Origin of the sequence: Burkholderia sp. AU19243, from assembly GCF_018148075.1 — a bacterium.
Classification (GTDB): domain Bacteria; phylum Pseudomonadota; class Gammaproteobacteria; order Burkholderiales; family Burkholderiaceae; genus Burkholderia; species Burkholderia latens_A.
In genome coordinates, this window is record NZ_JAGSTV010000009.1 from 198,892 (window position 1) to 212,488 (window position 13,597).

Here is a 13,597-nt window from a genome sequence, read left to right on the forward strand (position 1 = left end):
GCGGCTCGCGATGCGTTGCGCGCGTCATGTCGGCTGACTCCGTCCGGCGCGCGCCGGCACGAGCCAGCCGGTCGCGAGCAACACGAGCACGCACGTGATCGACGTGACGAGCACCAGGAAGTTGGCCGTGGCGTCGTCGCCGGCCTGCACCGCCGCGTAGATCGCGACCGATAGCGTTTGCGTGCGGCCGGGCAGATTGCCGGCGATCATCAGCGTCGCGCCGAATTCGCCGAGCGCCCGCGCGAACGCGAGCAGCGCGCCGGCCAGAATGCCGCGCGCGGCGAGCGGCAGCGTCACACGGAAGAACACCGCGGCTTCGCCGAGTCCGAGCGTGCGGGCCGCGCGCTCCAGATGCGGATCGACGCTCTCGAACGCAGTGCGCGCCGATTTCAGGATCAGCGGGAACGCGACGACCATCGACGCGATCACCGCGCCTTGCCACGTGAAGACGAGCTCGATGCCAAGCCGGTCGAGCCATGCGCCGAATACGCCGCGCCGGCCGAGCAGCACGAGCAGGTAATAGCCGAGCACCGTCGGCGGCAGCACGAGCGGCAGCGTCAGCAATGCATCCACCACGTCGCGCATCGGCGAGCGCCAGCGCGCGAGCACGAACGCGGCCGCGACCCCGAGCACGACGTCGAGCGCGGTCGCCCAGCCCGCAACTTTCAGCGACAGCAGCAGCGGTACCCACGCGTCCTGCATCATTACGTGCTCACTTGCCCGCGGGCTTGAAGCCGAACGTCGACAGCACCGCTTGCCCCTGCGGCGACGCGACGAAATCGATGAACGACTGCGCCTGTGCGGCATGGCGGCTGTCCTTGACGACCGCGATCGGGTAGGTGATGGGCGTCTGCGTCGGCACGGTCAGCGCGACCTTCACGCGGCCCGGCATGATCGCGGCGTCCGTGCCGAACACGAAGCCCGCGTCGACTTCGCCGCGCGCGACGTAATCGAGGCTCTGGCGCACGTTGGCGGCCAGCACGCCCTTCGCGCTGACCGCGTCCCACACGCCTGCCGCGCGCAGCGCACCTTCCGTGTAGCGGCCGACCGGCACCGACGCCGGGTCGCCATACGCGACGCGCTTCACGCCGGGTGACGTCAGCTCGTTGAGCGACGCCGGTGCGGCCGCATGGCCGTCCGCCGGAACGATCAGCACGAGCGAGTTTGCGGCGAAATCGCGGCGCGTGCCGGGCACGACGACCTTATCGGCGACCGCGCGATCCATCGCCTTTTGGTCGGCCGACGCGAACACGTCGGCCGGCGCGCCCTTGGCGATCTGCTGCATCAACACGTCCGACGCGCCGAAGTTGAACAGCACCTTGGTATCCGGGTGCTGCTTCTGATAAGCATCGCCGACCGCCTTGAACGCGTTGGTCAGACTGGCGGCCGCCGACACGACCAGTTCGTCGGCGGCGCAAGCCGGAGCGCTGAACGCGAATCCGGCGGCGAGTGCGGCGAGCGGCATCAAACGGAGCAGGGTGCGGCGAAGCGGGCGTGCGGTCGAGCGCATGGTCGTCGTTGGAATGGTCGAAAACCGTAATCGTAATATAGCGCGGGTTATAACGCTCGACATACCGCTCATGCGGCGCTGAGCATGGAACCTTCAGACGTGACCGGCGGCCGGAATGACGGGCGTGACGCTCGTCACGCGTGCAGCAGCGGCGCCGGCGAGCCGGTGCGGTGCAGCGACGACGGCTGCGAGGCCGGCCGGTAGTTCGGATTGGCTTTCCATCGGGCGCGCACGAATGGCCGCTCGTGCCCCGACAGTTCCAGCGCGACCCGCGTGACCCAGCGGTGCGACGGCACCGTGATGCCATGCAGCGCGACGGTGACGAGCGCGAGACTCACGACGACCGCCGGCACCGACCAGCGGTGGGGCACCGCGTGCCACGAGCCGGCGATGAACGCGAGCGCGGCGATCGCGCCGACGATGCAGCCGGTGATCGATTCGGACGGCGAATGCGCGTCGAGCGCGACGCGCGACACACCGACCGCGACGCCGGCCGCGAGGCCGAGCGCGATGCCGGCGATCCGCACCGGCGTGCGCGTGCGGATGAGTGCGAGGAAGATCGCCACCGGGTAGACCGACGTCGACAGCATTGCGTGGCCGCTGAATCCGGTGAAGTCCCACGCGCGGATGCCGATGCCCCAGCCGAGGAATGCGATCTTCGTGAGCGCGACGACCGCGATCGCGGCCGCGAGCACGCCGAGCCATGCGGCAGCGCGTTGCCACGAGTAGCCGAGCGCGAGCCACACGGCGATGGTGATCGCGAGCGGCAACGTCAGGCCGGCGCCACCGAACGCGGTGATCGTGATCCACAGATGAGAGGACAGGTCGAACATCGGGAGGGAACGGGCAGAGGCGGGACGGATGCTTAAATCAACGCGCGAGCCGCGAAGAACGACTACAACGGATACAAGCGGTTAAACCGCAGTATAGCGCCGCGCCCGATCGAGGCCCGTTTTTACGGGACGCGGAACTATCCGTATGCAGGAAAAATCCCAGAAACAGTGTTATGGTGCATTGCACAAAGATGAACGATGCACCGTGAGTCGCACCCCTATTTTTCCTGACTGCGAGCCCGATCGATGACCAAAAGTCTGACCAAGGTATGGCTGGGCGGCATGAAGCGCATGCTGTCTCCGGTCGCCAAACGCGCGGCGCGCGATGCGCAGCGAATCGCGCGCGACGCGCTCGAGGCCGCAGCGTCGCCTGCTGCAACCGAACCGTCCCCGCCGCGCGAATCGCGCGTGCGGCCGCGCGCTGCCGCATGGGCCGCCGGCGAGTGGACGCGTGCCGAGCATCCGATGGCGAATGCGCTCGGCCGGCTGGTCCAGAATCTTGCGTACGCGCTCTATATCCCGCCCGGTCGCGCGCGCGGCCCGCGTCCGCTGGTCGTGATGCTGCATGGCTGTCAGCAGTCGGCCGACGAATTCGCGCACGGCACGCGGATGAACCTGCTGGCCGACCAGCACGGCTTCGCGGTGCTGTACCCGGAGCAGTCGCGGCGCGCGCACGCGCACGGTTGCTGGCACTGGTATGAAGACACCGACCGCGCGGGACGCGGCGAAGCGGATGCGGTCGCGTCGCTTGTCGATACGCTCGTCGACGAGCACGGATTCGACGCATCCCGCGTCTACGTCGCCGGACTGTCCGCCGGCGCGGGCCTCGCGGCGCTGCTCGCGCTGCACCATCCGGATCGCTTCGCGGCCGTCGCGCTGCACTCGGGCCCTGCGCTCGGCGAAGCGAATTCCGGCATCACGGCGATGGACGTGATGCGGCGCGGGCTGCGGCAGAACCCGGCCGCGATCGTCGACGCCCTCGTCGACGCCACCGCGTATCCGGGCATGCCGGCGCTGATCGTCCAGGGTGACAGCGACCGCGTCGTCGCGCCGAAAAACGCCGATCAGCTCACGGTGCAGTTCATGCGCCTGAACGGGCTCGCGGACAGCCGCGGCGCGCTGCGCGGCGGGGAGCGCGTCGAGACGCGCGGTGCGGGCGTGCAGCTTACCGATGTGCGCCGCGACGGCGAGACGGTCGTGCGGCTCTGCCGCGTGAAGGGGCTCGAACACGCGTGGGCCGGCGGCGACGACGCGGTGCCGTTTCACGCGGCGGTCGGGCCGGATGCAAGTGCGATGATCTGGTCCTTTTTCGAACACAATCGTCGCACTGTGGCGACTGAACGACGCACTGTGTGATCGACGCTAGCCATCGACTAGGGTTTTCCCTATAATTCGGGAAAACCCTAGTCCAGAACCTTCGGAAAGCGAGATCGAACATGTACCTGCTGAGCCACCTCTTCCTGATGCTGACCAAGAACGCTGAAAAGGCCGCGAAAGAGCGTGCCGACGCGTATCTGGCCGAAGCGACCGACATCTACGATCTCGAATTTCGCATGCGCAAGATCGATCGCGAAGCGGCGATGAACCGTCCGTTCTCGTTCGGCTCGCGTTAAGCAGCGCAGCGCCGGCCGGCGCGTCAGCCGGCCCGGCAGTTCACGCGAAAGGGCGTGTGCGGCAAGCAGCCGCACACGCCCTTTCTGCATTCGGCGCCGCGCGTTGCGTCAGACGACCGTCAGGCGCACCGGCACGTTGTTGCGGGTAGCGTTCGAATACGGACATACGTGGTGCGCCTTGTCGACCAGCGCCTGGGCGTCTGCCTTGTCCAGCCCCGGCAGCGACACGCGCAGTTCGATGTCGAGGCCGAAGCCGCCTGCGTCGTTCGGGCCGATACCGACTTCCGCGGTGACCCGCGTGTCCGCCGGCAGCGTCTGCTTGTTCTGGCCGGCGACGAATTTCATCGCGCTGAGGAAGCAGGCCGAGTAACCTGCGGCAAACAGCTGCTCCGGGTTCGTGCCTTCCGCGCCCGTGCCGCCGAGTTCGCGAGGCGCGGCCAGCTTCACTTCGAGCCTGTTGTCGGCAGATACCGCGCGGCCGTCGCGGCCGCCCGTGCTCGTGGCGCTGGTCTTGTACAGAATGTTCATCGTGCAGCTCCTGTCGGGAAGAGTGGGAGGAAAGCGGTCCGGACATACGGAATGTCGCGGGCCACGGATAAAATATAGAACACAAATAATTTGTGTGCAAATGAAATTTTGAAGAAAGAGCCCGGCGGAGCCGGGCGCGACCGCGAACGCGTGTGTCGTCAGGCTTCGTTCGACGCCGACAACGCACTCCGCAGCTGCTGCAAATCCGCGCGCAGCCGGACGAGGAACTCGGGGGTCTGCTGCATCGCGCAAAAAAGCTCGGCCGGCACCGAGCGGGCCTTGTCCTTGAGCGCGTGGCCGTCAGCGGTCACGCGCGCGTTCACCACCCGCTCGTCCGTCGCGCTGCGCACGCGTTCGACATAGCCGAGCGCCTCGAGCCGTTTCAACAGCGGCGTGACGGTGGCCGGGTCGAGGTCGAGGCGGGCGGCGATGTCCTTCACCGCGATGTCGTCGCGCTCCCACAGCACGAGCATCGCCAGATATTGGGGATAAGTCAGCGACAGCTTGTCGAGCAACGGCTTGTACGCCTTCGTCATCGCATGCGAAGTCGCGTAGAGCGCGAAGCACAGTTGTTCGTCGAGCGTCTGGGGTAACGGGGGCAGGCGGTCCATGATCCGGGGCGGCGCGGCACACGCGCTAACGATTTGCACACAAATTATTTTGCGCGCAAAAGATCTCGTTGAACAGGGGTGCGGCGGCCCCGGCGGGTGCCGTCTTCAGGAGCGCGAGCGAGCCGGTCAAACAGGGGAAGGGGCCGGCCGGCAGCGCGTGCGCGCCAGCGGCCGTGCGAGCGTCAGCGGCCCGACGTGGGCGTCGCGGCGCCCGGCTCCTGCACGCCGAAGCAGCCCCGATAGGTCGCGTAGAACGAGCAGTACATCATCGTGACGATGATGATCGTCACCGGCATCATGATCGTCAGCACGTATGCGCCGGCGCCGAGCGCCTGCAGCAGCAGCGACAGCCCGAACGACGTGGCGAGCGCGACGCCGAACCACAGCAGCCCGTACACGACGAATGCGCCGCGATTGCGCCAGCAGCTGACGACGCTGAAGAACAGCGCCTTGGCAGGCGGAATGTCGTGCCACGCGGTCAGTACCGGCGCGAACCAGAACAGCATCGCGACCGGCGCGTAGAGCACCGTCGCGAACAGCAGCGCGCCGAGCGTGCCTTGCGTGGCGAGTGTTTCGGGCGTCGCGTTCGCGTCGCCCGTCGCGCCGAGCATCATGTGGAGCAGCCCGCCGCCGTCGATGATCGACGACGCGGCGAACACCAGCACCATCAGCGCGACATAGACGACGCCGAGCACCAGCAGCCGCTGCGTCGTCGCGGTGCCGTACGAGCGGAATCCGTCGATCAGGATCGTGGGCATCACCGGCTTGCCGGCCACCGTGTCGCGGCACGCGGCCATGAACCCGACCGCGATGCCGGGAATGAACAGCAGCGGCAGCGCCGCGCCGATCACCGGCACCATCGACACCAGCGTGATCGCCAGCAGGTACGTGAAGAACAGCGTGATGAACGCGAGCGGGTTCCGGCGGAACAGCCAGATGCCTTGACGGAACCAGACATAGCCCGCTTTCGCGGGCACTTCGATCAGTTGCATGCGGTATGGGTCTCGGGAAGCACGGGCGTGTGCGCGATACGCTCACGCAGGATCCGTTCGAAATGGCCGGGGTCGTGCGGCTTGAGCATTTCTGCCGCGCGCGGCAGGTAGAAGTCGTACAGGCGCGACACCCAGAACCGGTACGCGCCCGCACGCAGCATGTCGCTCCAGTGGCGGCGCTCTTCGGCCGTGAACGGCCGGACAGTCTGGTACGCGCGCACCAGCGCGTCCGCGCGCGCGGCGTCGAGCACGCCCGTCGCGAGATCGACGCACCAGTCGTTGACGGTCACCGCGACGTCGAACAGCCACTTGTCGCAGCCCGCGAAGTAGAAGTCGAAGAAGCCGCCGAGCCGGACCGCATGGCCGGTATCCGGCGCCGCATGCGCGAACAGCACGTTGTCGCGGAACAGGTCGCAATGGCACGGGCCGCCAGGCAGGGCCGCGTAGTCGCCGGACGCGAAGAACGCCGTCTGGTGCGCGAGTTCGCCCTCGAGCAACGCGCGTTGCGCGTCGGAAATGAACGGGACGATCGCCGGCACGTTCTCCTGCCACCACGGCAGGCTGCGCAGGTTCGGCTGCTGGCGCGCATAGTCGCGCCCGGCCAGGTGCAGACGCGCGAGCATCTGCCCGACCTCGATGCAGTGTTCGACCCCCGGCGCGAGTTCGGCTGCGCCGTCGAGCTTCGTGACGATTGCCGCCGGCTTGCCGTGCAGCTCGCCGAACAGCGCGCCGTCATCGCGCGGGACCGGATCGGGCACCGGCACACCGTGGCTCGCCAGATGGCGCATCAGGTCGAGGTAGAACGGCAGTTGCTCGGCCGTCAGCTTCTCGAAGATCGTCAGCACGTACTCGCCGCGCGTCGTCGTCAGGAAGAAATTGCTGTTTTCGATGCCGGACGGAATGCCGCGGAACGCCAGCACGTCGCCCAGTTCGTAGTGGCGCATCCATTGCGCGAGATCGGAGTCGGAAACAGCGGTGAAAACGGCCATGCGAGATGCGTCTGGTCAGTTGTCGGCACGCGCGGCGGCGTACGGCGCGACAGGAAGTGAAGGGGGAACCTGGCGCCGCATCGGGACCGACGCGGCGCGGCAGGAAATCAGTAGCGCAGGTTCACCGACGGCAGGCGCGTGATCGGGATGCCCGCGTCGTGCGGCTTCGGCGACGTGTCGAGCGTCGAGCTCATTTGATAGCGGGTGCCGAAATTGGACTTCACGTCGATCTCGACCGGCTTGCCGCGATCGCGATACTCGGTGACCTCGGTGCCGTTCTTGCTCTTCTCGTGGAAGCTTGGCGTGCGTCGAATGTCGGCGAAGTCGACCTTCGACGTGACTTCGGCGCCCGGCCGGTTGATCTTGCGGAGATCGGGCAGGCCGGCGGCTTCGTTGGCGTCGGCCCGGGCCTGTGCGTCGGCGTCGGGCGTGCCGCCGGCGGCGTAAGCGGCGCCGGCAGCGGCAAGCGTGCCTGCAAACGCGGCGGCAGCGGCGACGAGAATGAGCGGCTTCATGATGAGTCTCCAGTGAACCCATCGATTTTAGCAAATACTGCGCGCAGGCCGGCCCTCGCGTGCACCCGGCATGCAAGCGCGCGGCCATGAGCGTGACCGGGTTCCGTGGTAATGTCGTTCGATCAGACGAGGTGATGAAAATGAAGAACGATTTGAGCCGCCGGCACCGGGTGCTGACGCCCGAGAGTCCTCCCGTCGAAGCTTTCGACGATCCGGTTGCCGCCGTCGCGCGGCTGTCGGCCATCTACGACACGAACACCGGCTTCCTGCGCGATGCATTCGCGCGCTACCGCCGCCACGAACCGTTCACCGAGCACGTGCGCGCGTGCTATCCGTTCGTGCGGATCCGTACCGACGTCAATACGCACGTCGATTCGCGCCGGTCGTACGGTTTCGTCGCCGGCCCCGGTGTGTTCGAGACGACCGTCACGCGCCCGGACTTGTTCGCGAACTACTATCGCGAGCAACTGCGCCTGCTGTCGAAAAACCATCATGTGAAGATCGAAATCGGCGTGTCGTCGCAGCCGATCCCGGTTCATTTCGCGTTTCCGGAGGGCATCCATCTCGAAGGCGAACTCGACCGCGACCGCCTGCTCGCGATGCGCGACATCTTCGACACGCCGGACCTGTCGTACCTCGACGATCGCATCGTCAACGGCACGTTCGAGCCGGCGCCGGGCGAACCGCATCCGCTCGCGCTGTTCACGGCCGCGCGCGTCGATTTCTCGCTGCACCGGCTGCGCCACTACACGGCGACGTCGCCCACGCACTTCCAGAATTACGTGCTCTACACGAATTACCAGTTCTACATCGACGAATTCGTGAAGCTTGGCCGCACGCTGATGACGGAGAGCACCGATCCCGAAGTGCGCGAGTACCGCAGCCAGTACAGCTCGTTCGTCGAACCGGGCGACGTGATCACGTACAACGCTAATCTGGGCAGCGAGCCGGCCGAGGGCGCCGCACCGCCGCGGCTGCCGCAGATGCCCGCTTATCACCTGAAGCGCGCGGACGGCAGCGGGATCACGATGGTCAATATCGGCGTCGGCCCGTCGAATGCGAAGACGATCACCGATCACATCGCGGTGCTGCGTCCGCACGCGTGGGTGATGCTCGGCCACTGCGCTGGACTGCGCAACACGCAGCGCCTTGGCGATTACGTGCTCGCGCACGGTTACGTGCGCGAGGATCACGTGCTCGACGCCGACTTGCCGCTGTGGGTGCCGATCCCGGCGCTCGCGGAAGTGCAGCTCGCACTGGAACGCGGCGTGGCGGAGGTCACGCGGCTCGAAGGTGCAGAACTGAAGCGCGTGATGCGCACGGGCACGGTCGCGAGCGTCGACAACCGCAACTGGGAACTGCGCGATCATCGCGAGCCCGTGCAGCGGCTGTCGCAGAGCCGCGCGATCGCGCTCGACATGGAAAGTGCGACGATCGCCGCGAACGGGTTCCGCTTCCGCGTGCCGTACGGCACGCTGCTGTGCGTATCGGACAAGCCGCTGCACGGCGAACTGAAGCTGCCGGGCATGGCCGACACGTTCTACCGCGGGCAGGTCGATCAACACCTGCAAATCGGCGTGAAGGCGATGGAGATCCTGCGCACGAACGGGCTCGACAAGCTCCATAGTCGCAAGCTGCGCAGCTTCGCGGAAGTGGCGTTTCAGTAACGCGACCGCCCGACTGCACGGTCGAGCCTGCAACGACAAAGGCCGCACGCGAACTTCCGTTCGCGTGCGGCCTTGTTGTTTCCGCTTCAGCGCGCGGGCCGATCGGCCCGGCGTTCACCGGTTCAGCACTCGCCCTTCTTTGCGTGTCCCGGCGGGCAGTGATAACGGTCGCGGCCATGGTGGCGCTCGTGGTCTTCCCACTCGCGGCGCTCCCAGTAGCGATGGCCGTCCCAGTAGCGGTCGCCGTGCCAGCCGACCACCACCACGGGCGCGGGCGCGACGACGACCGGTGCGGGCGTGCCGATGTTGACGTCGACGTTGACGGCGTGAGCGAAGCCGGACAGCGAAAGACCGAAGCCGGCGAAGGCGATGGCGATCAGCGAGCGTTTCATGTTGTTTTCTGTGATGTCGTGGTCAAAAGGCCGGCGCGGCGCGATTGGCGCGATGGGGATCGTTCCATCGCGGGGCGTCATGTCGACGAGATCAAGTGTGCGACGGCGACACGAAAAAAGCGATGCGAGTTTGTTACTGCGGATTGTCGCGACGCAAGCGGGGGCGATGAACCGCAGCCAGCACGATTTGACATTGACGCGTCGCGGGCGCGGAGCGTGGCAATCGCGTCCTGCAATGCGGGCCGCGCGATTTGACATTCGGCGATGCGCGGGGGGCGCAGTGCGATTAATGCGGTGTTACAAATGATGCGCGGCAGGCGGCGCAATCGCCGGGCCTGCCGCGCGGGAAGCGAGAGGCCGGCCGTGAGGCCGGCCATCGACGTCGCTCGAATTACAGATAGAACATGCGGTCTTCTTCGGGCGGAGGCGGATGACCGTCGCCACCGTCGGAGCCTTCTTCCTCGCCGCTGTCCTCGTAGAACGCGAGCACCGCGTCGAGCACTTGGTCGGGATCGTCGATCACCTGCATCAGGTCCATGTCTTCCGGATTGATGAGGCCGTTCGGAATCAGCTGGTCGCGGAACCATTGCAGCAGCCCCTTCCAGAACTCGCTGCCGACGAGGATAATCGGCACGAGGCGGGACTTCTTCGTCTGGATCAGCGTAAGCACTTCGGACAATTCGTCGAGCGTGCCGAAGCCGCCCGGCATCACGATCACTGCGTCGGAGTTCTTCACGAACGTGACCTTGCGCGTGAAGAAGTGGCGGAAGCGCAGCGAGATGTCCTGATAGTGGTTGCCGGCCTGCTCATGCGGCAACTCGATGTTCAGGCCGACCGACGGCGCCTTGCCGGCGTGTGCGCCCTTGTTCGCCGCTTCCATGATGCCGGGGCCGCCGCCGGAGATCACCGCAAAGCCGGCGTCGGACAGCTTGCGGGCGATTTGGACCGCGAGCTTGTAGTGCGGCGTGTCAGGCTTCAGACGGGCAGAACCGTAGATGCTGACGGCCGGGCGGATCTCCGACAGGTACTCGGTCGCCTCGATAAACTCTGCCATAATCGTGAACATCTGCCACGATGCGCGCGCCTTCTTGGCCGTCGCGCGTTCTTGATCTGCGAGCGAACGCAGACTCGGAATCACTTTTCTCTTGTTCATAATGCCTGAAGAACGAAATCTGGAAGGTAAGACCCTGCTATTGGTTGACGGTTCGAGCTATCTGTATCGGGCTTACCATGCGATGCCTGATTTGCGTGGCCCTGGCGGGGAGCCGACCGGAGCGCTCTACGGAATCATCAACATGCTGCGCCGTATGCGCAAGGAAGTCAGTGCAGAGTATAGCGCTTGCGTGTTCGATGCAAAGGGCAAGACGTTCCGCGACGACCTTTATGCCGACTATAAGGCAAACCGTCCGTCGATGCCGCCCGATCTCGCGCTGCAGGTCGAGCCGATCCATGGCGCGGTGCGCGCGCTCGGCTGGCCGCTGCTGATGGTCGACGGCGTCGAGGCCGACGACGTGATCGGTACGCTCGCGCGCGAAGCCGAGCGGCACGGGATGAACGTGATCGTGTCCACCGGCGACAAGGATCTTGCGCAACTCGTCACCGATCATGTCACGCTCGTGAACACGATGACGAACGAGACGCTCGATCGCGACGGCGTGATCGCGAAGTTCGGCGTGCCGCCGGAGCGGATCATCGACTATCTCGCGTTGATCGGCGACACCGTCGACAACGTGCCGGGCGTCGAGAAGTGCGGGCCGAAGACGGCCGTGAAGTGGCTGTCGCAGTACGAGAGCCTCGATGGCGTGATCGAGCACGCGGACGAGATCAAGGGGGTGGTCGGCGACAACCTGCGGCGCGCGCTCGATTTCCTGCCGCTCGGCCGCAAGCTCGTGACCGTCGACACGGCGTGCGATCTCGCGCCGCACCTCGAATCGATCGAAGCGTCGCTGAAGACGGACGGCGAAGCACGCGACCTGCTGCGCGACATCTTCGCGCGCTACGGCTTCAAGACGTGGCTGCGCGAAGTCGACAACGCACCTGCCGAGGGCGGCGGCGCCGATGCGCCGGAAGGCGATCCCGCGCCGGTGGTGGCGACGGACATCGTGCGCGAATACGACACGATCCAGACCTGGGAGCAGTTCGACGCGTGGTACGCGAAGATCGATGCGGCCGCACTGACCGCGTTCGACACCGAAACCACGTCGCTCGATCCGATGACCGCACGGCTCGTCGGCCTGTCGTTCGCGGTCGAGCCCGGCAAGGCTGCGTATCTGCCGGTCGCGCATCGCGGCCCTGACGCACCCGAGCAGCTGCCGTTCGACGACGTGCTCGCGCGCCTGAAGCCGTGGCTCGAATCGGCCGATCGCAAGAAGGTCGGCCAGCATCTGAAGTACGACGCGCAGGTGCTCGCAAACTACGACATCGCGCTGAACGGCATCGAACACGACACGCTGCTCGAATCGTATGTGCTCGAATCGCACCGCACGCACGACATGGACAGCCTCGCGCTGCGTCATCTCGGCGTGAAGACGATCAAGTACGAAGACGTGGCCGGCAAGGGCGCGAAGCAGATCGGCTTCGACGAGGTCGCGCTCGATCAGGCCGCTGCCTATGCGGCCGAAGACGCGGACATCACGCTGCAGCTGCATCACGCGATGTATCCGCAGGTCGCGCGCGAACCGGGCCTCGAGCGCGTGTACCGCGAGATCGAGATGCCGGTGGCGCTCGTGCTGCGCAAGATGGAGCGCACTGGCGTGCTGATCGACGACGCGCTGCTGCACGCGCAAAGCAACGAGATCGCGACGCGGCTCATCGAGCTCGAGAGCCAGGCGTACGAACTGGCCGGCGGCGAGTTCAATCTCGGCTCGCCGAAGCAGATCGGGCAAATCTTCTTCGAGAAGCTGCAGTTGCCGGTCGTGAAGAAGACGCCGAGCGGCGCGCCGTCCACCGACGAGGAAGTGCTGCAGAAGCTCGCCGAGGATTACCCGCTGCCGAAGCTGCTGCTCGAGCATCGCGGGCTGTCGAAGCTGAAATCGACGTACACCGACAAGCTGCCGCGCATGGTCAATCCGGCAACGGGCCGCGTGCACACGAATTACGCGCAGGCCGTCGCGGTCACGGGCCGGCTTGCATCGAACGACCCCAATCTTCAGAACATTCCGGTGCGCACGGCCGAAGGGCGGCGAATCCGCGAAGCATTCATCGCATCGCCGGGCCACCGGATCGTGTCGGCCGACTATTCGCAGATCGAACTGCGGATCATGGCGCACATCTCCGGTGACGCGTCGCTGCTGCGCGCGTTCGCGCAGGGCGAGGACATCCACCGCGCGACGGCCGCCGAAGTGTTCGGCGTGACGCCGCTGGAAGTGAACGCCGACCAGCGCCGGATCGCGAAGGTGATCAACTTCGGGCTGATCTACGGGATGAGCGCTTTTGGCCTCGCGTCGAACCTCGGCATTACGCGCGATGCGGCGAAACTCTATATCGACCGCTATTTCGCGCGCTACCCCGGCGTCGCGCAATACATGGAAGACACGCGCACCGCCGCGAAAGACAAGGGCTACGTCGAAACCGTTTTCGGCCGCCGCCTGTGGCTGCCGGAGATCAACGGCGGCAACGGGCCGCGCCGTCAGGCCGCCGAGCGCGCGGCGATCAACGCACCGATGCAGGGCACCGCGGCCGACCTGATCAAGCTGTCGATGATCGCGGTGGACGACTGGCTCACGCGCGACCGGCTCGCGTCGCGGATGATCATGCAGGTGCACGACGAATTGGTGCTCGAGGTGCCCGACGACGAACTGTCGCTCGTGCGCGAGAAGCTGCCGGAAATGATGTGCGGCGTCGCCAAGCTGAAGGTGCCGCTGGTTGCCGAGGTGGGTGCCGGCGCGAATTGGGAAGAGGCGCACTGACGCGCGCTGCGCGGTTTCCCGATTCCCGTTTCCCCGCGG

Annotated in this window: 14 protein-coding genes; 4 read left to right on the plus strand and 10 right to left on the minus strand. The window is 66.4% G+C overall.

Annotation, left to right across the window (positions count from 1 at the left end):
• Positions 1-24: 24 nt before the first annotated feature.
• The 3 genes from modB to KDW55_RS18725 form a co-directional block, all read right to left on the minus strand.
• Entirely contained in the window at positions 25-702 is a 678-nt protein-coding gene (gene modB, locus KDW55_RS18715) for a molybdate ABC transporter permease subunit (RefSeq protein ID WP_040141002.1), read from the minus strand.
• Positions 703-712: 10 nt separating this feature from the next.
• Positions 713-1,510 carry a molybdate ABC transporter substrate-binding protein gene (gene modA, locus KDW55_RS18720; protein WP_059545294.1) on the minus strand — a complete coding sequence of 266 codons (798 nt, stop codon included), beginning with the start codon at positions 1,508-1,510 and terminating at the stop codon, positions 713-715.
• A gap of 134 nt (positions 1,511-1,644) precedes the next feature.
• Positions 1,645-2,343 carry a phosphatase PAP2 family protein gene (locus KDW55_RS18725; protein ID WP_059545296.1) on the minus strand — a complete coding sequence of 233 codons (699 nt, stop codon included), beginning with the start codon at positions 2,341-2,343 and terminating at the stop codon, positions 1,645-1,647.
• A 246-nt stretch (positions 2,344-2,589) separates the two neighbouring features.
• Here KDW55_RS18725 and KDW55_RS18730 point away from each other — a divergent pair, with 246 nt between their 5' ends.
• Together KDW55_RS18730 and KDW55_RS18735 are read left to right on the plus strand one after the other, a co-directional pair.
• On the plus strand, positions 2,590-3,699 hold the full coding sequence (locus tag KDW55_RS18730) for a PHB depolymerase family esterase (protein ID WP_209822285.1): 1,110 nt from the start codon (positions 2,590-2,592) through the stop codon (positions 3,697-3,699).
• An 80-nt stretch (positions 3,700-3,779) separates the two neighbouring features.
• Positions 3,780-3,956: a DUF3563 family protein gene (locus KDW55_RS18735; RefSeq protein WP_069228557.1), complete on the plus strand. Its 177-nt coding sequence runs from the start codon at positions 3,780-3,782 to the stop codon at positions 3,954-3,956.
• A 108-nt stretch (positions 3,957-4,064) separates the two neighbouring features.
• On the opposite strand, the gene KDW55_RS18740 is transcribed toward KDW55_RS18735, so the two are convergent.
• From KDW55_RS18740 to KDW55_RS18760, 5 genes are all read right to left on the minus strand, one after another.
• Positions 4,065-4,484 carry an organic hydroperoxide resistance protein gene (locus KDW55_RS18740; protein ID WP_069242733.1) on the minus strand — a complete coding sequence of 140 codons (420 nt, stop codon included), beginning with the start codon at positions 4,482-4,484 and terminating at the stop codon, positions 4,065-4,067.
• Positions 4,485-4,642: 158 nt separating this feature from the next.
• Positions 4,643-5,095, minus strand: coding sequence for a MarR family transcriptional regulator (locus KDW55_RS18745; RefSeq protein WP_212161594.1), 453 nt, complete (start codon positions 5,093-5,095; stop codon positions 4,643-4,645).
• 182 nt (positions 5,096-5,277) lie between these two features.
• Positions 5,278-6,087, minus strand: a complete 810-nt coding sequence (locus KDW55_RS18750; RefSeq protein WP_040139354.1) for a BPSS1780 family membrane protein — start codon at positions 6,085-6,087, stop codon at positions 5,278-5,280.
• Positions 6,078-7,076 carry a homoserine kinase gene (locus tag KDW55_RS18755; protein WP_040139355.1) on the minus strand — a complete coding sequence of 333 codons (999 nt, stop codon included), beginning with the start codon at positions 7,074-7,076 and terminating at the stop codon, positions 6,078-6,080. Before KDW55_RS18755 ends, KDW55_RS18750 begins: the two co-directional genes overlap by 10 nt.
• A gap of 107 nt (positions 7,077-7,183) precedes the next feature.
• Positions 7,184-7,591, minus strand: a complete 408-nt coding sequence (locus KDW55_RS18760; protein ID WP_040139356.1) for a hypothetical protein — start codon at positions 7,589-7,591, stop codon at positions 7,184-7,186.
• Between the two features lie 140 nt (positions 7,592-7,731).
• On the opposite strand from KDW55_RS18760, the gene KDW55_RS18765 reads away from it, so the two are divergent.
• Positions 7,732-9,258, plus strand: a complete 1,527-nt coding sequence (locus KDW55_RS18765) for an AMP nucleosidase (protein ID WP_040141004.1) — start codon at positions 7,732-7,734, stop codon at positions 9,256-9,258.
• Positions 9,259-9,380: 122 nt separating this feature from the next.
• Here the strand turns inward: KDW55_RS18765 and KDW55_RS18770 are convergent, their stop codons facing one another.
• Positions 9,381-9,650 carry a hypothetical protein gene (locus KDW55_RS18770; protein WP_059545348.1) on the minus strand — a complete coding sequence of 90 codons (270 nt, stop codon included), beginning with the start codon at positions 9,648-9,650 and terminating at the stop codon, positions 9,381-9,383.
• 391 nt (positions 9,651-10,041) lie between these two features.
• Complete coding sequence (locus KDW55_RS18775) at positions 10,042-10,803, minus strand: TIGR00730 family Rossman fold protein (protein ID WP_040139357.1); 762 nt, start codon at positions 10,801-10,803, stop codon at positions 10,042-10,044.
• Position 10,804: 1 nt separating this feature from the next.
• Between KDW55_RS18775 and polA the strand changes: the two genes are divergently transcribed.
• The gene (gene polA / locus KDW55_RS18780) at positions 10,805-13,558 is read left to right on the plus strand and encodes a DNA polymerase I (protein ID WP_069242735.1); all 2,754 of its coding nucleotides are present in this window, start codon (positions 10,805-10,807) and stop codon (positions 13,556-13,558) included.
• Positions 13,559-13,597 lie beyond the last annotated feature (39 nt).